The following is a 19,082-nucleotide window of genomic DNA, read 5'->3' on the forward strand; positions in this document are numbered from 1 at the left end:
ATGGCCCTGCCACGGATGACTCTCGACCGGCTCCGTATCGAACGCGCCGTGTGGGCGGTGGACGCCCGGTTGCAGGACCTGCCGCGCAGGTCTCGGATCGCCAGGCGGCGGGAACTGCGCGCCAACCTGCTGGACTCGGCCGAGGACGTCGGGGCCCGTCAGGCCGTGCGTCAGCTCGGTGACCTGCGCGTCCTCGCGGCCGGCTTTCTCGCCGCCGAGTACGGCGAGCTGACGCCACGACCGTCCTGGACGGCCACCGTCGCCACACTCTTCCTCGTCGAGGCTGTCATGACGCTGCTCGAGCACACCGGCAGGGCCGCGTTCGACGCCGGGATCACCACGACCACCCCGCGTGCCACCGGCACCTTCCACTGGACCGGCGTCCCCTATCTGATCAGCGACGAGACCTTCGCCTACGTCAACGGAACCCACACCTCCGTTGGCGGAGCCTGGACCCCGCTCGTCTACGTCCTCATGTTCGCCGGGGCGTTCGTCACCGGCCGGATGTGGCGGCTGATACCGGCCCGGCGGCGGCACCAGCTGTCTTCGGCCGTCACCGAAGAGGGAGCAAGCGGTGGTCGGTCATGACCACACGACCCGGAAACCCTCGCGAACGAAAAACCGGCACCGCTCTCCCGGTCGCGGCGTTTCTCGTGACCGCGATGCTGGTCCCGTCCCTGCTGGCGGGGGCCGCGCCAGCCCTGGCCGGCCCGGCGACGCCCCGGGTCACCGAGTGGGACCCTGCGGCCAGGATCGACCCCGAGCTGCGCACCCTGCTGGACGGCGTCATCGCCGCCGGCGTCCCCGGCGCCCTGGTCCGGGTGGGGGACCACGGCCGGATCCACCAGGCCGCCGCGGGGGTCACGGACCTGGCCACGGGCGCGCCGTTGCGACCGCGGGCCCGGGTACGCGTGGGCAGCGTGACGAAGACGTTCGTGGCCACCGTGGTGCTCCAGCTCGTCGGGGAGGGCCGCCTCGCCCTCGACCGGCCGGTGGGACGGTGGCTGCCAGGCCTGCTGCGCGACGGCGACACGATCACCGTCCGGCAGCTGCTCAACCACACCAGCGGGCTGTTCGACTACACCGCCGACCCCGCGCTCCTGGCGGGCATCGTCCAGAACCGGGTCTTCGACCCGGCGGAGCTCGTGGCCCTCGCCGAGACCCACCCTCGCTCGTTCCCACCCGGGACCGGCTGGGAGTACTCCAACACCAACTACATCGTCGCCGGCCTGCTCATCGAGGCGGTGACCCGCCATCCGCTGGGCGAGGAGCTCCAACACCGGATCCTGCGGCCACTGGGCCTGGCCGACACGTCCTTCCCCGCCACCACCGGGGACCTGCCCGGCTACCACGCGCACGGCTACGTCCCGCCCGACCTCGTCCCCACGGCCGGCGGCAGGCCGTATGACGTGACCGGGCTCAATCCCTCGCATGCCTGGGCGGCCGGCGCCCTCGTCTCCAGCGCCAGGGACGTGTCCCGCTTCTACCAGTCCCTGATGGGCGGCGAGCTGCTGCGCGCCCCGCTGCTCGCGCAGCTGAGGACCACCGTCGCGGAGAATCCCGCCGCGCCGGGCTTCCGCTACGGCCTCGGCATCGAACGGGTCCAGGACCGCTGCGGCGTGAACTGGGGCCACAGCGGCGCCATCTTCGGCTACCAGACCATGGCGTTCTGGAACGAGGACACCGGCCGGATGGTCGTCATGGCCAGCACCCTCGACCCCGCGCCCGCCGCCGCCGAGGCCGCGCTCGCGAAGACGGCCGACGAGGTTCTGTGCGGGCCGTCCTCTCCCTGACGCCCACCGGCCGGCGACGCACCCGGCGCCAGGCCGGTCAGGTGGCGCAGAACTCGTTGCCCTCGGGGTCGCGCAGGACCCACCAGTGGCCGGCGGGGCCCTGGTCGTGCTCCCGGACCCGGGTCGCGCCGAGCGCCTCCAGCCGGGCGACGAGGGCGTCCCGGCCACCCGCCTGCGCGTGGACGTCCAGGTGCAGCCGGTTCTTGACCGTCTTCGGTTCGGGGACGTCCTGGAACAGCAGCCGCCGGCCGGCCCCGACACCACTGACCTCGTCGAACGGGTCGTCGGGATGGCGGACGGCGGCGAAGCCGCGGAACGTCCGCCGCCCGGCCCGCTCGGTGACGGCGTCCGGGGGTAGCTGCCCGGCGGCCAGCAGCCGCTCGACAAGGCGGCTCGGGTCCTCGACCACATAGCCGAGCGCCGCCGCCCAGAACTCGGCGAGCGTGGCCGCGTCCCGGCTGTCGACGACAAGCTTCCAGTGCAGAGGCGTCATACGGCCAGTGATACCGCCCGCCTGTGACAGTCCGCCGCCGCGCGGCCCGGGCGCCGCCGACCTCAGAGCCCGGCGAGGGCGGTGCGGGCCATCGCGACGAGGGGGTCGCGCGCGGCGGACGGGGTCTTCGCGGCCGAGGTGACCGACAGGTCGAGGACCTGGGTGCCACGGACCTCGACGACCCAGATCGTCGCGAACGTGATCCCGGCGAGGCTGGGCGTCGTGCCGTACCGGGCCGCGTCCCCGAGGCCGGTCACGTCCTGGGAGGCGCCGCGGCCGTACTCGCTGGCGCTGACGCTGTCGTCGAGCTCCTCGCGGGCCGACACCCCGGTGCGGCCGGCGTCGCGGACCCCGACGGTCAGCGCGCCGACCGGCACGAACCCGGCGGTGAACGCGCAGCTCAGGAACGTCTGCCCCTGCTTGGGCGCGGACATCGCGACCGAGCGCGGCGCGACCGGAGACCGGCCGGTGAGCCGCTCGACCGCGGCCATGTCAGCCAGGTCACACGCCGAGCGCGGCAGCCGGAACGTGGCCGGCCGCGCCGCGCCCGACGGGCCGGTGCCCGCAGTCCCGGCGCTCCCGATGGCGGTGGGTGTGCTCGCCGCCGCGGACGGGGCGCGGGTCGGCTGGTCGCTGGTGGAGACCGCGGAGCAGGCCGCCACGGCCAGCGCGCCGGCCAGCCCGGCCGCGACAGGCAGCGTCCGCGTCCTCAGGGTCTGTGTTCTCACGGTCCGCGTCCTGGCCGTCCGCGTCCACACAGTGGCACCTTAGCCGGGCCTGATCAGCCCGCGGGAAAACGAGTCGGCCGCCCGACAGGACCGTCCCCGATGTGCCGGTGTGTGCTGCGAGAGCCGTGTGCTCCCAGGCCGCTGCCCGCGGCCGCGTCGCGCCCGGTCACCCGGACACCCGGTCCAGGATCGCGGCCTCGACGGCCGGGTCGATGCCGACCGGCGGCCGGTCCGGCCGCCGCGGCGCCGGCCCGCCGAGGCCGCGCAGCCACGCCCAGGTGTCCGCGGCGGTGTCGGCGACCGGGCGGACCCGCAGGCCGGCGCCCAGCGCCCGGGTGACGTCGATGCCGTTGACGTAGTCGTACATCTCCCCGGGCGGCAGCCACATCGGCAGACCGGTCCAGGGACGCACCCCGGCGGCGAGAATCGGCTCCGGGTCGCTCCACACCAGCTCGGCCTCCGACCCGGTCACCGACAGGCAGGCCGCCAGCAGGCCGGCCATCGTGACGTGCCCGGGCGGGCAGACCACGTCGTACGCCCCGCCGGCCCCCGCCCCGGCGACGCCGGCCGCCGCGGTGTCCAGCAGCCAGGCGGCGAGGTCACGGACGTCGATGAACCGGGTCTCCAGGTCCGCCGGGCCGGGCGCCAGGACCCGCCCGCCGCGGGCGACCCGGTGCAGCCACCAGGGCAGCCGGCCGATGTTCTCCCCCGGGCCGAGGATCAGCCCGGGCCGGGCCAGCAGCGTCCGACCCTCCCCGAACGCCCGCAGCGCGGCGAGCTCGCCGCCGCGCTTCATCCGGTTGTACCCGGCGAGCCCGCCGTCCTCGGTGTCGTCCGGGTCGCCGTCCAGCAGCGGCCCGTCCTCGGCCGCGCCGGGCACCCCCGGGTAGGCGTAGACCGACCGGCTGGAGACGTAGGCGAACCACCCGGCCCGGTCGGCGAGCAGCGCCGCGGCGTCGCGGACCGCGACGGGCGCCCACGACCACGTGTCCACGGCGATGTCCCAGTCGCCCGCCGCGCCCGCGAGCGCGTCGAGCCCACCGGGCGCGGTCCGGTCGCCGCGCAGCACACCGACCCCGGGCGGCGCCGGGTGGCTGCCCCGGTTGAGGACCGTCACGTCCCAGCCGCGGGCCAGCGCGTCCTCGACGACCGCCGTGCCGACGAACTCCGTCCCACCCAGCACCAGAAGCCGCATACCGCGACTATCCCCGCCCGCCGCCACCCCGGGAAAGCTCCGCCTGCTGACGGCAGAACCCCGCGACCGGCCCCACCGCCTGGCGGGGGCCGGTCGCCCTCAGGCCGGCGGGCAGGTCAGGTCAGGCGCGCCCAGCGCGGAGATGCTCGAGCAGTAGCTGTCCCTGCTGACCTTCCAGCCGGTCGCCGTACGGACCGCCGACGCGGACGTCGAGTAGTCGTAGCGGGAGGTGGTGCCGATCAGGGCCGGGATCGTCGGGTCGGTGAACGACATCGTCAGGTTGGCGATCACGTGGTCGGGGCTCATCGGGATGAGGCTCCCGACGGTGACCTCGATCGTGTCGGCGAGCCGCGGGAAACGGGCGAGCACCTTCGCGCGGGTGGCCGTCAGCGCCGGGCCGTCCTCGGTGGCCGCGGCGAACGCGGCCGCGGTCGTGCCGTGGGTGAACACGGTGTGGAACACGGCCCGCACCGCCGCCGCGGTCGCCTCGTCCGGCGGGGCCAGGGTGTTCGCGACCGGTCCCGCCGACCAGGGGACACCCGGCGGCTGCGCGCCGACGGTCGTCCCGTCGGCCCAGGGCCCTGACCGCGCCGCGACCGCCGGCGCCGCGCCGCCCCGACCGGTCGCGAGGCTCACCGGCAGGCCGACGCCGAGCGCGACGGCGACGACGAGGGCCGCGCCACCGGCGATCCTGATCCGGGCCCGGCGCCGCCGGGCCCGGGCGCGGACGATCTCGGGGAACACGGTGCCGACGCCGCGGCGCGGCATCTCGGCGCGCAGCGCCCGCAGCTGCGCCCGCAGGTCCTGCTCGGCGCCGCTGCTCAGTTCGTCGGCCCACCGCGGCGCCGCCGCGGCGCCCGAGAAGGGGGAGCTCGGCACGTGGCCGTCCCCGCCGGGGGTACCCGGGCCGGTGGCACCGGCCAGGACGCCCGGCCTGGACAGTCCGCGTCGCCTGCGTGGCCCTGCGCTCACAGCGACCTCTCCCTCACCGGACGCGCCGCGTCGAAGGCCGGTGCCGCCAGCGGCGCCAGCGGGGACGGGACGCGGTCCTCGTCCCCGGTCTCGTTGGTCAGGACGTCGAGCCCGCCGGCGGGGGCCGGGCCGCGGGCCCGGGGCCGGCCGAGCCCGCGGATGTGCTCGCTCTCGCGCAGCCGCGCGAGGCCCCGCGACGCCTGGGAACGCACCGAGCCGACCGAGCAGCCCAGCGCGGCCGCGACGTCGGCCTCCGGCAGGTCGTCGAAGTAGCGCAGCACCAGCACGGCGCGCTGCCGCGGCGGCAACGTCCGCAGGGCGCGGACCAGGCCGTCGCGCTGGGACATCCGGTCGGCGTGGTCGAGGCCGTCCGCGGCGAGGTCGACGGTCCACTGGCCGTCCACGACCAGCGGCACCTCGCTGACCCGCGCCCGCAGCCGCCGCCAGCGGCTCGTCGCCGCGTTGACCAGCGCCCGGCGCACATACGCCTCGGGCTGGCCGTCGGCGATCCGCGCCCAGTGCCGGTAGGTCCGTTCGAACGCCCCCTGCAGCAGGTCCTCACCCGCGGCCCAGTCCCCGCCGACGAGCAGCACCGCGCTCAGCAGCAGCCGGTCGGCGGCCCCGGCGACGAACGCCTCGAACGCCAGCTCCTCATCGGCGCGCACCCTCGCCCCTTCCATGTCTGGCCTGTCCCAGTCGAAACGCAAGCGCCCCCCGCCACGATGAGCGGCCACCCCGGGCGGCCCCCGCGCGGGGCCGATTGACACCGCGCCGGGCACGAGTTAGAACCAGTTCCAGTTCTGTGGCGTGGCTCACGACCGGGACGGCCGGCCGCCCCGCGGCCGGCCCCCGAGGCGGACACAGCGGAAAGGGCTCGGCGTGCAGGCACAGGAACGCGACCCTGAGTTAACCCGGACCCGGCTCGCCGGCTGGCTCGCCCCCCGGCTCGCCGCCGGGGCCGGCGGCGTCGACGTCGGCCCACTGACCAGCCCCGAAGGGCTCGGCTTCTCCAACGAGACCCACCTGTTCGACGCCACCTGGGGCGACGGCACGGCCCGCACGACCCGCCGCCTCGTGCTGCGGATCGCCCCGACCGTCTACCAGGTGTTCCTGGAGGCCCGGTTCGCCGAGCAGTACCAGGTGATGGCCGCCCTCACCGGCGCCGACCCCGGGCTGCCCGTGCCCGAGCTGTTCGGCTACGAACCCGACCCCGCCCTGCTCGGCGCCCCGTTCTTCGTCATGGGCGCCGTCGACGGCCGCGCACCCAACGACAACCCGCCCTACCACGTCGGCGGCTGGCTACACGACGTCACCCCGGCCGACCGGGCCGCGATGTGGTGGGCCGGCGTCGACGTCCTCGCCCGCATCCACCGCCTCGACCCGCACGCCCTCGGCCTGGGCTTCCTCGACAGCCCCGAACGGGGCCGCACCGGGATCGACCAGCAGCTCGCCTACTACGAGCAGATGCTCACCTGGGCCGGCGCGACGGTGTTCGACACACCCCCCGAGCCCCTCGCCTCCGCCCGCGACTGGCTGCGCGCCCACCAGCCCGACGAACCCGACCCGCCCGTGCTCCTGTGGGGCGACGCCCGCATCGGCAACATCCTGTTCGACGGCGAGTTCCGCGCCGCCGCGGTCCTCGACTGGGAGATGGCCGAGCTCGGCGCCCCCGAGGCCGACCTCGCCTGGTTCCTGTTCCTCGACCGCCACCACTGCGACGGCTGCGACGCCCCCCGCCTCGACGGCTTCCCGTCCCGCGCCGACACCGTCGCCCGCTACGAGCAGCTGCTCGGCCGGCCGCTCCGCCACCTCGACTACTACGAGGTGTTCGCCGCCTACCGGTTCGCCGTGATCATGCTGCGGATCCTGGTGATGTTCGTCGAACTCGGGATGATGGACCCCGCCACCGACATGATCACCAACAACACGGTCAGCCGGATGCTCGCGACGCTGCTCGACCTGCCCGCCCCCGGCGCCCCACCCGACCGCGACACCCCACGGACCGCGCCCGCCGGCGCCCCACCCGCCGCCGGCTGAGACCTCCGCCCGGCCAGCCGCACCCGCGTCGCCGACGAACCCCAGGAGCACCCCGTGCTGTCGCCGCTCGACGACTACCCCGTCCACCAGACCGCCGCGCCGATCCGCGAGGTCGCCACATCGGACCGCAACTTCTACGACCGCTACTACTTCAACTGCGGCTCCCACAGCGGCGAGGAGTTCCTCGTCTTCGGCCTCGGCCAGTACCCGAACCTCGGCACCGCCGACGCGTTCGCGCTGCTGCGCCGCGGCAGCGAGCACCGCGTCGTGCGCGCCTCCGCCGAACTCGGCACCGACCGGCTCGACACCACCGTCGGCCCGCTGCGCGTCGAGGTCCTCGAAGGCCTCAAGAAGCTCCGGTTCGTCCTGGAGCCCAACGACTGGGGCCTGTCCGCCGACCTGACGTTCGACGCCGCCATGCCCGCGACCCTCGAACCCCGCCAGATCATCCGCGGCGCCGCGAACCGGATCATCATCGACGCCTGCCGGCTCGCGCAGACCGGCCGCTGGACCGGCAGCTTCACCGTCGACGGCCAGACCACCCAGGTCACCCCAGACACCTGGTGGGGCACCCGCGACCGCTCCTGGGGCATCCGCCCCGTCGGCGAACCCGAACCCCCCGGCCGGCCAGGAGAGTTCCACACCCTGTTCTGGCTCTACCTGCCGATCCAGTTCCCCGACCACTCGGTCATCGTCATCCTCCAGGAGGACGAGGCCGGTAACCGCGCCCTGGAGGAGGCACTCCTCGTCTGGCCCGAAGCGACCGGCCGGCCCGCCGAACAGCTCGGCCGCCCCGACGTCACGATCACCTTCCAACCCGGCACCCGCGTCCCGACGAGCGCGACGATCCGGTTCACCCGCCGCGACGACAAGATCCCCGAGATCACCGCCGAGGTCCAGCTCGCCGCCCACCTCGGCGTCGGCACCGGCTACGGCTTCGACCCCGGCTGGAAACACGGCATGTACCAGGGGCCGCTGACCGTCGACGGCGAGACCGTCGACCTCACCGACCCCGCCGTCGCCAGCCGCCTCGTCGGGATCACCGACAGCCTCGCCCGCTTCACCCGCGACGGCCAGGTCGGCTACGGCCTCTTCGAGCTCCTCGCGATCGGCCCCCACCGGCCCACCGGCCTCACCGGCTTCCTGTAGGATCACCCGGCGGGGGACCACACCACCGCTGGGTAGCGTCAGGGCCGAAGGCCACCCGACCGGGCGGCCCGCCGAGGAAGCCGCCTGCCTGCCGTGGACGTCGCCCGCTCCGCCGCCCTGTTCGCCCTCGCCGCCGTCTTCGAGATCGGCGGCGCCTGGCTGATCTGGCAGACCGTCCGCGAACACCGCGGCTGGGGCTACGCCGCCGCCGGCGTCGCCTCGCTCGCGCTCTACGGCTTCGTCGCGACCCTGCAGCCCGACGGCCACTTCGGCCGCATCCTCGCCGCCTACGGCGGCATCTTCGTCGCCGGGTCGATCCTGTGGGGCGCGCTCGCCGACGGCTACCGGCCCGACCGGTTCGACCTCGCCGGCGCCGCCGTCTGCCTCGCCGGCATGGCGATCATCATGTTCGCCCCCCGCGGCTAGAACCTCACCGGCGCTCTCATCGCACACCGCCCCGGCCGCGTCAGAACAGGAGCATTTCTGACATTCCGAGGAGGCGAGGGGTGCACGCAGATGAGGAACAGACCTTCGAGAAGTTCGTCGCCGCCGTTGCCGACCGGCTGCTGATGAGCGCGATCCTCCTCGTCGGCGGCGACCGGGCCGCCGCCGAGGACCTCGTCCAGGGCGCGTTCGAACGGACCTACCTGCGCTGGTCCCGGATCACCGACGGCCACCAGGAGGCCTACCTGCGCCGCGCCCTCGTCAACGGCGCGACCAGCCGCTGGCGACGGCTACGCGCCCGCGTCATCGAGGTACCACTCCAGGACGACGGCCCCTGGACCCTCGACGTCGCCGCACCGGCCGTCGACCACGCCGACCAGCTCACCCAACGCGCCAGCCTCATCCAGGCACTCGCCACCCTGCCACCGCGCCAACGCGCCGTCGTCGTCCTGCGCTACGTCGACGACCTGCCCGAAGGCGACGTCGCCGCCGCGCTCGGCTGCTCCGTCGGCTCGGTGCGCTCCCAGGCCTCCCGCGGCCTGGCCCGGCTGCGCGACAGCGAACACCTGCGCGCCCTCGGCCGCCCACCCCGCGGCCCGGACATCCTGACCAACGGCATCCGCCGCCACCAGCCCACCCCGTCGTACGCGGCGGCCCCCCAGCCCGAGGGAGAGCAGCGGTGACCCTCCGACGACCAGCCACGACCCTCACCGAACCCGAACTGCGCTCCCATCTGCGCGCCCTCGGCGACGGGCGGCCCACCCCGGGTTTCGGCCCTTCCTTCCCCGACCGGATCCGCGACGGCGCCCACCGCCGCCGCACCAACAGCCGGCTCGCCACCGCGTTCCTGCTCGTCCTGCTCGTCGTCGGCATCCCCGTCGGCCTGCTCGCCACCACCCGCGGCGGCCTCAACGCCAGCCCCGCGGCAGCGACCGCGACCCCCACCGCCGCACCCTCCGCCGTGGCCTCCTACGGCGGGGTCAGCGCCACCTGGCTGCCCGACGGCCTGGCCCACACGGTCGACAACGCCGTCGTCCCCGACACGTCCCCGCAGCAGGGCCCCCTCGGCCCGATCCGGCTCTACCGCCGCGACGTCGCCACACCGGGCCTCACCATCCACGGCGTGACCCTCGCCCCCGGCATGTTCCTCAGCCAGTTCACCGCGACCCACACCCCCGCCACCACGCCACCCACGACCGCGACGCCCAGCCCACCGCCCCTCGGCGCGGCCGCCGAGCCAGGACCCGACCTGCTCTGGATCACCGTCTCGTGGGCGCCCCCCGCCGGCGGCCTGAACACGCTGACCGACGCGCTGAAGAACTCGACGCCGCCGCACAACTACCTCGACAAGATCACCACCACCGCGCGGACCGTCAACGGCCGGCCCGCGGTCCTCGCCACCGACGACGCCCCGGGCCTGCCCGGCTGGATCTCCGGCCAGGGCTACAACCACGACGCGCTGCTCGGCTGGACCACACCGTCCGGCGCCATGCTCACCGTCGAGTCCATCACCGCCGGCCCGACCGACCTGGCCGCACTGCAACGCGTCGCCGACGGCCTCGTGCTCGGCACCCGCCCGCCGAACCCGACAGCCCCACCAGCGCCCGACGCCGCCACCACGACCACGGTCCTCGGCGTACTCCACGACGCGTTCACCGACAACGTCAGCGCCGACCGGTTCGCCGCGGCCGTACAGGGCGGCGACGCGCTCACCGCCACCCACACGGCCCTGCTCACCGACAACCCCCAGTTCGGCGGCCAGATCGAACCCCCGACCGACGCCGAGGCCGGGCGGGTCGAGCTCGTCGACCCGAACACGATCACCGCGATCTTCAACCTGGACTACGGCATCCAGATGCCCCTCTCGACCGCCCCGGGGGCCCCCACCCGCACCGAACGGGCCCACTACTACGGCAACGCGACCATCATCCATACCCCCACCGGCTGGCAGGTCAGCAGAGACACCTTCTGCGACGCGGCCAGCTCGATGGACGTCGAACCGGCCTGCCCACCGGCCTGACCGAACCCGCCCACCAGCCCGCCTGCCGGCTACGCCCACCCGCGTACCCGGCCGGCGGGCCTTTCCCGAACAAGACCCACCACGCCGGCCCCGTCAGCGGCGCCGGGACCCCCGGCCGAGCTGCGCCTGCCGGGCCGCGAAACGCGCCCGCGACACCTCCTGCCGAGCCTCCCGGCAGGACCGGCACTGCGTGTCCTCGGCCGGCACCGCACCGCACGTCACACACAGCACCACCCCGTCGCCGCCCGCCAGCGCCTCCGCGCGGAACTCCTCGACGCCACGCCGGCAGTAGCAGCCCAACGCCGGACCAGCCAGACCGGCCACCACCGGCAGCGCCGCCCCATCTACCGAACCAGACGACAGCCCGGCCGCCTCGCCGGCCCCCTCGGGCACCGCACAGCAGGTCACCCACACCGCCGTCGGCCCACCACCGAAATGCGCCGACCAGGCATGGCCACACAGCGAACAGCACGCCCGCTCACCACGGGACCCCACCTCCGGCTCGGCCACCCGCCCAGTCGACCACGCCGACCGGCCCACGCGCACCACCCCGCGCCAACCGCCAGCCCACCAGCCGTCACCCCCCCTTCCGCAGGGTGAACGTGCCGCACCGCTCGCCCCGGACCCGGCCAGTCAGCTGCTGGACCCCACCCTGCGACGTCGCGTAGGTGCCCGTCAGACCGACCATCAGATAACCGAACGGCCGCGACAGCCACACCTCCCCGTCGAGCACCACCTGGTCACCCACGAACGACCCCGACATCGTGTACGCCCCCGCCTGCACCCCCGGGTTGTCCGGCGGCGCGCTGAACGTGAACACCGCCGTCACCAGGCCCGGCGCCCCCACCACCGACAGCACGTCCAGCTGCAGCGCGGTGGCACCCTGCCCACAGCGATACGTACCGGCCCACCGGCCGGCCAGCCGGTCCACGACACCGGGACTCGCCGGCAACGACACCCCCGCCGGCGCACCGGACGTCGCGGCGAGCGACGCCACCACCGGCGTCGGCGACCCGCCCACCCCCGCCGCCGGCCCGCCGCCACCCCGGGTCGCCACCGCCGTGACCCCGGCACCCGCCAGCCCGGCGGCCAGCAACGCCACAACCGCCACCGCCACCCACCAGGACCGCCGCCGGCCCGGCGCCACCGCCGGCCCCGCCCGACCCCCGGCACCAGAGCCACCACCCACCGGCCAGGGCCCGGCCGGGATGGCCACCGGCGTCTCCCACCCGACACCACCACCCGGCCCGGACACCGCCCACGGCGACGGCCCCGGCCCGGCGACCGCACCGTGCACCACCCCCGGACTCCACAACCGGTCCAACACCCCGACCGTCGCCGACACCGGATCCACCACGTCCCCGACCAGGCCCGCCAACAACGCCCCCGCCGCCGGCCGCCGCCCCGGATCCCGCTCCAACGCCGCCCACAGCACCGGCAGCAACCGCTCCGGCACCCCCGCCAGATCCGGCGCCGCGTACATCGACCGGTAGACCAAAGCCTCCGCCGTCCCCGACCCGAACGGCGCCCGCCCCGTCGCCGCGAACCCCACCGTCAACGCCCACGCCCACACATCCGCCGCCGGCCCGACCCGGCCCCCGAGATCCGCCTGCTCCGGCGCCAGGAAACCAGGGGAGCCGACCATCGCCCCCGCCCGCGTCACCTCCGCCGCCGTCACCTCCCCCGCCCCCGGCAACGGCCGCGCCATCCCGAAATCGATCACCTTCGGCCCCGCCGCCGTGACCAGCACGTTCGCCGGCTTCAGATCCCGGTGCACCACCCCGGCCGCGTGCATCGCGACCAACGCCTCCGCCAGCCCCACCGCCAACGCCTCCACCGACGCCGCCGGCAACGGCCCACCCAGCTCCACGACCTCCGCCAGGCTCGGCCCGGCCACGTACTCCATCGCCAGCCACGGCCGCGCCGCCTCCGGATCCGCCGCCAGCACCCGGGCCGTACACGTCCCCGCCACCGCCCGCGCCGCGGCGACCTCCCGGCGAAACCGAGCCCGGTAATCCGGCAACGCCGCGATCCGCGCGTGCACCAGCTTCACCGCCACCAGCCGGCCAGCCTCACCCGACAAGCCCGGCCCCAGCTCCACCACCGCCGGGTCCTCCGCCACGCCGAGGAACACCACCCCCATCGCCCCGGCCCCCAGACGCGCGGTCAGCCGAAAGCCACCCACCCGCGTCGGATCACCCGCCTGCAACGGTCCCAGCGGCACAGGGCGCTCCCTCCGGCCATCGACCCAGCCCCCCGGCCACGACAGGGGCAGTATGTCCGGTCCCGACCCATACGCCGGCAACCACACACTTCATACCGCCACCCACCGACAAGCCCAGGCACCCCGACAACCACTGGCAGGATGGGGCACGCGTCCGACCAGCCCGGTCGCCGACCGCCAGCACCGACCACAACCGGCCGCACCGACAGCCCGGGAGGCGCCGCGATGCGCGACGGAGCGCTACAGATCGACGGCCTGTCCAAACGCTACGGCCACGTCACCGCGCTACGGGACATGACCTTCGAGGTCCGCGCCGGCGAACTGTTCGGCTTCGTCGGCTCCAACGGCGCCGGCAAGACCACCACCATGCGCATCGTCCTCGGCGTCCTGACCGCCGACGCCGGCCACGTCCGCTACGACGGCCAGCCCCTCACCATCGACACCCGCCGCCGGATCGGCTACATGCCCGAGGAACGCGGCCTCTACCCGAAGATGCGCGTCGGCGAACAGCTCGAATACCTCGCCCAGCTCCACGGCCTGACCGCCAGGGCCGCCCGCGCCGCCACCCACGCCTGGGCCGAGCGGCTCGCGATCGCCCACCGCCTCGGCGACGACGTCCAGGCCCTCTCCCTCGGCAACCAGCAACGCGCCCAGCTCGCCGCAGCCCTCGTCCACGACCCGGCCGTCCTCGTCCTCGACGAACCCTTCTCCGGCCTCGACCCGATCGCCGTCGACGTCATGAGCGACGTCCTGCGCGAACGCGCCGCCGCGGGCGTCCCCACCGTCTTCTCCTCCCACCAGCTCGACCTCGTCGAACGGCTCTGCGACCGCGTCGGCATCGTCTCCGCCGGCACCATGGTCGCCATCGGCTCCGTCGACGAGCTGCGCGCCGGCGGCGAGTCCGTCCTCGTCGTCGACGCCCCCGACGCCCCCACCGGCTGGGCCGACACCCTGCCCGGCGTCCAGGCCACCCGCCGCGACGACCGCGGCCGCACCGAGCTGCGCCTCGCCACCGGCACCGACGACCAGGCCATCCTGCGCGCCGCCCTCGCCACCGGGCCCGTCCGCGAGTTCGCCCACCGCCGCCCCACCCTCGCCCAGCGCTTCCGCGAGGTCGTCACCCACCAGCCCCCCGAAGCCGAACCCCCCGCCCGCACCCGCGGCCGGCGACGAGCCATCCCCACGCAGCTGGCCCGCGGCACGCGCCGACCGGCAGCCGCCGAGGACGGTCACGCATGAGCGACACCCTCGAACCCGACGACGACCAGCCCACCACCGACCCCGTCATCCCACCCGGCTCCGCCCGCGTGCTGTGGCTCATCGTCCGCCGCGAGATCACCACCCGGTTCCGCTCCCGCGTCTTCCGGATCATGACCCCGCTGTTCGTCGTCGCCCTCCTGCTCGGCATCGGCGCCGACGCCCTGTTCAGCGCGACCGGACCGACCCGCGTCACCGTCGGCCTCCTCGCCACCGACGGCCCCACCGCCACGGCCCTCACCGCCACCGGCAAGACCGGCGGCCTCGACGTCCACACCGTCACCATCACCGACCCCGCCGACGGCGAACGCCAGGTCCGCGCCGGCACCCTCGACGCCGCCGTCACCGCCACCGGACCCACCGGCCTGCGCGTCGTCGTCCGCCACAGCCTCGACGACCTGTCCACCGCCGTGTTCACCGCCGTCGCCCGCCAACAGGCCCTGCGCGCCCAGATCACCACCCTCGGCGGCGACCCCACCCAGATCGACACCACCGTCGCCGCCGCCGGCATCCACCTCGACGTCCTCGAACCCACCGACCCGCACGCGAACTCCCGCATCGGCCTCGGCGTCATCACCGGCATCCTCATCTACATCTCACTGCTGATCTTCGGACCGGCCGTCGCCCAGGGCGTCATCGAGGAGAAGTCCAGCCGCGTCGTCGAGCTCCTGCTCGCCACCGTCAAACCCTGGCAGCTCATGGCCGGCAAGGTCCTCGGCATCGGCACCGTCGCCCTGTTCCAGCTCGCCCTCTACGCCGCCATCGGCGTCCCGTTCGGCCTGCGGACCGGCGTCCTCAACCTGCCCGCCGCGATCGCCGCCAGCTCCGCGCTGTGGTCGCTGCTGTGGTTCCTGCTCGGCTTCGGCCTCTACGCCCTGCTGTTCGCCGCCACCGGCGCGCTCGTCTCCCGCCAGGAGGACGCCGCCGGCGTCACCACCCCACTCGTCATGATGATCATCATCCCGTACGTCATCGGGATCTCGATCCTGCCCGGCAACCCCCACTCCGGCCTGCTCGCCGTCCTGTCCGTCGTCCCGTTCACAGCCCCACTGATCATGCCGATGCTCATCGCCGCCGGCACCGCCGCGGGCTGGCTCATCGCCCTGGCCGTCACCGTCAACGTCGCCAGCATCGTCGTGCTCGTCCGCGTCGCCGGCCGCGTCTACGCCGGCGCCGTCCGCCGCACCGGCAGCCGCGTCCGCCTGACCGAAGCGCTACGCGCCCGCTGACGGGCCGCACCGCCTCACGACGAGTCCAAGCCCCGGTTTGTGGGGGCTGTCTTCAGTCCTTATGTTCGTGTTGTGATCTGCAAGATCAAAAAGAGAGTCTTGGCGCGTCAACATCGTTGACTATCTTGTGGTCGGCGCGGCGGGCTTTCACCTGACCGTCACGTTGGAGTCCGCCGCGGACCGGTCCGCGGCGGACTCCAACGGTCAGCCGGCCACCAGGCAGAACGGGTGACCGGCCGGATCCAGTAGCACCCGCCACCGGTCGCCGCCCGGCTGGTGGTCCGGCCTGACCGCGCCGAGCCCCAGTGCCGCCTTCTCCGCCGCGTCGAGGTCCTCGACTTTGAGATCCAGGTGGAACTGCTGCGGCATGTCCTGACCGGGCCACCGCGGCGCCCGGTATCCGTCGACCCGTTGGAAGCCCAGGTCGCAACCCGAACCATCGGTCAGGGCGACGAACCCGTCGGTGTCATAGCCGAGCTGCCTGCCTGTCAGCTCCTGGTAGAACCGGGCCAGAGCCCGGGGATCGGCGCAGTCCAGGGTCACGCCGCGCAGCGTGGCGATCGGCATCGTCCGCTCCTTAGTCATCCATGTTCAGTCATCCGTTTCGCGGGCCGGGCCAGGCAGGAGCAGCCGCCGGGCGGTCACGCCCCGGAGTCCGCCGCGGTCGACATGGGGAGTCCAGGCAGGCCGAGAGATCATGAAGCATCGTTCAGGTGCCGGGCGAAGAACCGGGTCCCCTCCTCCCCCTCGAACCGAGGGACGCCGGTGTGGCCACCCAGATTGGCGTGCAGGGTCTTCTCCCGGGAGCCGAAGGCGTCGAACAGGTCCAGGGCGGCCTGCCGGTCGTTCCCCTCGTCGTCCCACTGCAGCAGGACCTGCAGCGGGATGGTGACCCGCCGGGCCTCCTCGAAGATGACGCGCGGCACGAAGCTCCCGGCGAACAGCAGGGCCGCCGAGATCCGCGGCTCGACCACCGCCAGGCGGACGCCGATGGAGATCACCCCTCCCGAGAACCCGACCGGGCCGCCGATCTCGGGCAGCGCGAGCAGGGCGTCCAGGGCGGCCCGCCATTCCGGGACCGCCCTTTCGACGAGCGGGAGGACAAGGCGGTCGACGATCTCGGCGCCGACCGGCTCGCCGGCCTGCACCGCCCGGCGCAGATCGGCGCGGGCCTCCTCGGCGGCGGCGGACCGAGGCCGGTCACCGCTGCCGGGGAGTTCGATGGTGGCCGCGGCGAAGCCCGCGGCCACGGAGTCCCGGGCCCGGGACACCAGCCGGGGGTACATCATGCCCAGTCCGCCGGGGTGGCCGACCAGAACCAGCGGCACCGGCGCCGACGCGGCGGTGGGCGTCCACAGGATTCCGGGGATCTCGCCGAGGGTGAACGCACGTTCGAGGACGCCGTCGTCGAGACGCTGTTCGGAGGTGAATCGCATGGTCGTGCCTTCCGGGAGCGCTCAGGAACGGCGCTCCCGGACGACCTGTCGCCCGACCGTGACCCCGAAGAGGAGCACCCACGTCGATACTGCGATCACGGGTACCACCTCCTCGTCTCTCGCACGGCCACCGGCAAGCTAGCAGCGGCCGCCGCGATCCACCAACAGGTTTTCCTCTCCCCCGGTCAGGCCCGGTGCGCGCCTCGGCGGCGACGCCGCTGACGCCCTCGGCGGGTCACCAGGACGAACCCGGTCAGCACCACCACGGCCCCGCCACTCGCCGACAGGACGACGAGCAGCACCGACGGGCCCAGACGCAGCCCGGGGTGCTCGCCGGGACTCGCCGGGAACAGCAGCCTGACCGTCGCCGAGTGGTGCACCAGGCCACTGGACAGCTCCAGGTGCGCGGTCCAGGGGCCGAGCGGCAGGCTCGCGGTCACCGGGATCACCAGCCGGGCCGAGGCGCCCTTGCCGATCGTCCGGCCGCTCGGAACCGCGACCACCGGGGTCGTGAGGCCGGCGGGACCGTCGGCCAGGCGCAGGGTGCCGAGCATGTCCAGGGCCCGCTCGGCGGTGTTGCGGACGGTCGCGGCGACGTACAGCCCGCCGTCCACGCCGCGGCCGGCGGCGACGTCCGAGATCGCGAAGTCGGTCGGTGGTTCGCCGCCGGGGCCGATGTCCAGGTAGAGGCGCACCCCGACCCGGTTCACGACGGTCACCTGGCCGGGCAGCGCCGGCGGAGCGGGCTCGGCCCACACCACGCCGAACCGCTCCCCCGCCGTCGCCCGCCTCGGCACGCGCACGGTGACCGTGACCGTCGCCGCGGTCCGCGCCGGCACCTCGACCGCGCCGGGCGCGACCGTCACCCACGACGTCAGCTCGTCGCCGGTCCGCCCGGGGTCGACGTCGAACCCGTCGCCGTCGACCCGCGCGCCCGCCGCGTACATCGACACCCGCTGCGGGGCGGTCGTCGTGTTGGAGACCTCGACGTGGCGGACGATGGTCGCGCCGGGAGCGAGGTGGTCGACGATGTAGACGTGCGCCCGCGGGTCGTCGGCCCGGTCGGTGGGCGCGTCCAGCAGCCGGACCCCGATGCCGCCCGGCCCCCGCGTCGGCGGGGCCACCGGCCGGATGGGCACAGGCGGCGCGGACGTCACGGCCGCCGGCACCGGCGTGTCGACGGGCCCCGGGGCGCTCCCGGGCCGCGGCACGCCGACGGCGGCGGCCGGGCTGGCGGCCAGGACCGCGGGCAACGCCAGCACGATCACGAGGGCGCGACCGGGGCGCCGCGGCCGGCGGGCCGGCCGGGCGGGCGGCCTGCGCGCGCAGGCCGGCACCGGCCCGCGCACGGCGCCACGGCGCTCGGCCGGACCGCCCGCGGCGGACCGGCCGGCGGTCGTCGACGGCCGGAGCACGGTGGTCATGGACAGGTCGCCCGCCTACCTGTCAGGCGACCGAGTGGGTGACGGTGCCGGTGTAGGTACCCGCGACGGCGGCGGAGGGGATGTTCACGACCAGCGTCGGGTTCCACGTCGCCGTGTTGTTACCGACGATCGCGGTCGCCGAGAACGCCGTCAGGCCGGGCGCCGTCGTGCCCAGCGGGGCCGCGAGCCCCACCGTCGCCTGCCCGGGCGTGAACACCGCGGTACCCGTCGTCGACGTCGCGGTCAGCGACGCGTAGTTCACCGCCGTCGCCGCGATCGTCTCGCTCGGCGTCCCACCACCGGTGGTGAAGTTCGTGGAGAACACCGAAGCGGTCCAGGTGCCGAGCAGCGCGCCACGCGCGTCGGTCACCGTCACCGCGCCCAGCGAGCCCGACAGCGTCGCCGTGCCCACCGCCGCCGTCCCCAGGTTCGCGGTGGCCGGCGCGCTGATCGTGAGCGCCCCGCCGGTCAGGGTGAACGTCACCGTCGTCGTCGCCGCGTCCGCGGGCACCGCCGTCAGCAACGCCAGCCCAGCCGCCGTCAACACCGCCGGAACGATTCTCGGATTTCGTACCGTCCGTACCCGCACCGTCGTTTTCCTCTCACTGTGCGGCAGTATTTCGCCGCAGCCGTCCACTCGACCGCCATCCGTTTTTTCGGCGAGAACGCCGGGCGACGAAC

Annotated in this window: 20 protein-coding genes; 9 read left to right on the forward strand and 11 right to left on the reverse strand. The window is 74.7% G+C overall.

The features are described from left to right. Positions 1–588: a hypothetical protein gene (locus FRAEUI1C_RS18440; protein ID WP_013424841.1), complete on the forward strand. Its 588-nt coding sequence runs from the start codon at positions 1–3 to the stop codon at positions 586–588. 74 nt (positions 589–662) lie between these two features. After that, positions 663–1,793, forward strand: coding sequence for a serine hydrolase domain-containing protein (locus FRAEUI1C_RS18445; protein ID WP_232425041.1), 1,131 nt, complete (start codon positions 663–665; stop codon positions 1,791–1,793). Between the two features lie 37 nt (positions 1,794–1,830). On the opposite strand, the gene FRAEUI1C_RS18450 is transcribed toward FRAEUI1C_RS18445, so the two are convergent. The 5 genes from FRAEUI1C_RS18450 to FRAEUI1C_RS18470 form a co-directional block, all read right to left on the reverse strand. Then, on the reverse strand, positions 1,831–2,286 hold the full coding sequence (locus FRAEUI1C_RS18450) for a VOC family protein (protein ID WP_013424843.1): 456 nt from the start codon (positions 2,284–2,286) through the stop codon (positions 1,831–1,833). A 62-nt stretch (positions 2,287–2,348) separates the two neighbouring features. Continuing rightward, positions 2,349–3,014: a hypothetical protein gene (locus FRAEUI1C_RS18455; protein WP_013424844.1), complete on the reverse strand. Its 666-nt coding sequence runs from the start codon at positions 3,012–3,014 to the stop codon at positions 2,349–2,351. Positions 3,015–3,180: 166 nt separating this feature from the next. Then, on the reverse strand, positions 3,181–4,209 hold the full coding sequence (locus tag FRAEUI1C_RS18460) for a Rossmann-fold NAD(P)-binding domain-containing protein (RefSeq protein WP_013424845.1): 1,029 nt from the start codon (positions 4,207–4,209) through the stop codon (positions 3,181–3,183). A gap of 99 nt (positions 4,210–4,308) precedes the next feature. Continuing rightward, positions 4,309–5,181, reverse strand: a complete 873-nt coding sequence (locus tag FRAEUI1C_RS18465; RefSeq protein ID WP_013424846.1) for a hypothetical protein — start codon at positions 5,179–5,181, stop codon at positions 4,309–4,311. Further along, positions 5,178–5,846, reverse strand: coding sequence for a SigE family RNA polymerase sigma factor (locus tag FRAEUI1C_RS18470; RefSeq protein ID WP_063747999.1), 669 nt, complete (start codon positions 5,844–5,846; stop codon positions 5,178–5,180). Before FRAEUI1C_RS18470 ends, FRAEUI1C_RS18465 begins: the two co-directional genes overlap by 4 nt. A 214-nt stretch (positions 5,847–6,060) precedes the next feature. Between FRAEUI1C_RS18470 and FRAEUI1C_RS18475 the strand changes: the two genes are divergently transcribed. The 5 genes from FRAEUI1C_RS18475 (at position 6,061) to FRAEUI1C_RS18495 (ending at position 10,831) form a co-directional block, all read left to right on the forward strand. After that, on the forward strand, positions 6,061–7,218 hold the full coding sequence (locus FRAEUI1C_RS18475) for a phosphotransferase family protein (RefSeq protein ID WP_013424848.1): 1,158 nt from the start codon (positions 6,061–6,063) through the stop codon (positions 7,216–7,218). A 54-nt stretch (positions 7,219–7,272) separates the two neighbouring features. Next, the gene (locus tag FRAEUI1C_RS18480) at positions 7,273–8,367 is read left to right on the forward strand and encodes an Rv3169 family protein (RefSeq protein WP_013424849.1); all 1,095 of its coding nucleotides are present in this window, start codon (positions 7,273–7,275) and stop codon (positions 8,365–8,367) included. 93 nt (positions 8,368–8,460) lie between these two features. Beyond that, entirely contained in the window at positions 8,461–8,793 is a 333-nt protein-coding gene (locus FRAEUI1C_RS18485; protein WP_013424850.1) for a YnfA family protein, read from the forward strand. Between the two features lie 80 nt (positions 8,794–8,873). Beyond that, a complete protein-coding gene (locus FRAEUI1C_RS18490; RefSeq protein ID WP_013424851.1) occupies positions 8,874–9,494 on the forward strand; it encodes a SigE family RNA polymerase sigma factor in 621 nt (206 codons plus the stop codon). Then, a complete protein-coding gene (locus FRAEUI1C_RS18495; protein WP_013424852.1) occupies positions 9,491–10,831 on the forward strand; it encodes a hypothetical protein in 1,341 nt (446 codons plus the stop codon). The genes FRAEUI1C_RS18490 and FRAEUI1C_RS18495 overlap by 4 nt, the downstream gene beginning before the upstream one ends. Positions 10,832–10,924: 93 nt before the next feature. On the opposite strand, the gene FRAEUI1C_RS18500 is transcribed toward FRAEUI1C_RS18495, so the two are convergent. Together FRAEUI1C_RS18500 and FRAEUI1C_RS41670 are read right to left on the reverse strand one after the other, a co-directional pair. Then, positions 10,925–11,239, reverse strand: a complete 315-nt coding sequence (locus FRAEUI1C_RS18500; RefSeq protein WP_157734980.1) for a hypothetical protein — start codon at positions 11,237–11,239, stop codon at positions 10,925–10,927. A 169-nt stretch (positions 11,240–11,408) separates the two neighbouring features. Beyond that, positions 11,409–13,055, reverse strand: a complete 1,647-nt coding sequence (locus tag FRAEUI1C_RS41670) for a serine/threonine-protein kinase (protein ID WP_013424854.1) — start codon at positions 13,053–13,055, stop codon at positions 11,409–11,411. A 225-nt stretch (positions 13,056–13,280) separates the two neighbouring features. Here FRAEUI1C_RS41670 and FRAEUI1C_RS18510 point away from each other — a divergent pair, with 225 nt between their 5' ends. Both FRAEUI1C_RS18510 and FRAEUI1C_RS18515 read left to right on the forward strand, forming a co-directional pair. After that, positions 13,281–14,294 carry an ABC transporter ATP-binding protein gene (locus tag FRAEUI1C_RS18510; RefSeq protein WP_013424855.1) on the forward strand — a complete coding sequence of 338 codons (1,014 nt, stop codon included), beginning with the start codon at positions 13,281–13,283 and terminating at the stop codon, positions 14,292–14,294. Then, entirely contained in the window at positions 14,291–15,541 is a 1,251-nt protein-coding gene (locus tag FRAEUI1C_RS18515) for an ABC transporter permease (protein ID WP_013424856.1), read from the forward strand. Before FRAEUI1C_RS18510 ends, FRAEUI1C_RS18515 begins: the two co-directional genes overlap by 4 nt. Positions 15,542–15,745: 204 nt before the next feature. Here FRAEUI1C_RS18515 and FRAEUI1C_RS18520 read toward each other — a convergent pair whose 3' ends face one another. The 4 genes from FRAEUI1C_RS18520 to FRAEUI1C_RS18535 form a co-directional block, all read right to left on the reverse strand. Beyond that, the gene (locus FRAEUI1C_RS18520; protein ID WP_013424857.1) at positions 15,746–16,108 is read right to left on the reverse strand and encodes a VOC family protein; all 363 of its coding nucleotides are present in this window, start codon (positions 16,106–16,108) and stop codon (positions 15,746–15,748) included. 128 nt (positions 16,109–16,236) lie between these two features. Beyond that, positions 16,237–16,977, reverse strand: coding sequence for a hypothetical protein (locus tag FRAEUI1C_RS18525; protein WP_013424858.1), 741 nt, complete (start codon positions 16,975–16,977; stop codon positions 16,237–16,239). 185 nt (positions 16,978–17,162) lie between these two features. Next, positions 17,163–18,401, reverse strand: a complete 1,239-nt coding sequence (locus tag FRAEUI1C_RS18530; RefSeq protein WP_013424859.1) for a hypothetical protein — start codon at positions 18,399–18,401, stop codon at positions 17,163–17,165. 22 nt (positions 18,402–18,423) lie between these two features. After that, a complete protein-coding gene (locus tag FRAEUI1C_RS18535; protein ID WP_232425042.1) occupies positions 18,424–18,948 on the reverse strand; it encodes a hypothetical protein in 525 nt (174 codons plus the stop codon). Between the last annotated feature and the right edge of the window lie 134 nt (positions 18,949–19,082).

Source organism: Pseudofrankia inefficax (assembly GCF_000166135.1).
In the GTDB taxonomy this organism is placed as follows: domain Bacteria; phylum Actinomycetota; class Actinomycetes; order Frankiales; family Frankiaceae; genus Pseudofrankia; species Pseudofrankia inefficax.